Annotated in this window: 1 pseudogene; it reads left to right on the top strand. The window is 51.4% G+C overall.

Annotation, left to right across the window (positions count from 1 at the left end):
• Nucleotides 1–37 precede the first annotated feature (37 nt).
• A pseudogene (locus ACTHUM_RS18605) lies at nt 38–519 on the top strand (DUF927 domain-containing protein); the annotation flags it as partial.

The raw sequence follows: 519 nt of genomic DNA, 5'->3' as shown, positions 1-519 counted from the left end.
GAACAATAGCCGCCTATGCCTTGCTTTAGGTTTAAGCATGGCCGCGCCATTCTTGGCACTTTTGAACGAAGGGGGAGGCGGTTTCCATTTAGCGGGCGATTCCTAAAAAGGCAAACCACCCGCCGCGCGGCTTGCCTTGAGTGTATGGGGAGACCCTGAAACCACTCAAGGCAATTGGGACACTACCCCGCTTGGCTTACAAAATTTAGCTTTAGCCCGTAATGATGGCTTGCTAGTGTTAGATGAAATCGGGCAAACAGCCGCCCCCCGAAAAATCCCGCAAATGGTTTACAGCGTTATCAACGACGTTTCCAAAACACAGGGCGCAACAGATGGCGGCAACCGCAGACAGAAAACATGGCGCAACCTGATACTTTCTACCGGCGAAATAAACCCGGAAACCCGACCGGAAAACACACCCAATGGAAAGCAGGTCCACCCTTTTGAGTGGCCTCAAGCCCAAACGAAGCCAGAGACGGAAATTACGAAACAGTTAACAGATTCAGAAGCTGGGCTAAC

This window comes from Neisseria sp. P0021.S006, from assembly GCF_051956895.1.
Note: the sequence above shows the minus strand (reverse complement) of the source record. Positions and strands in the feature narration are given on the sequence as shown.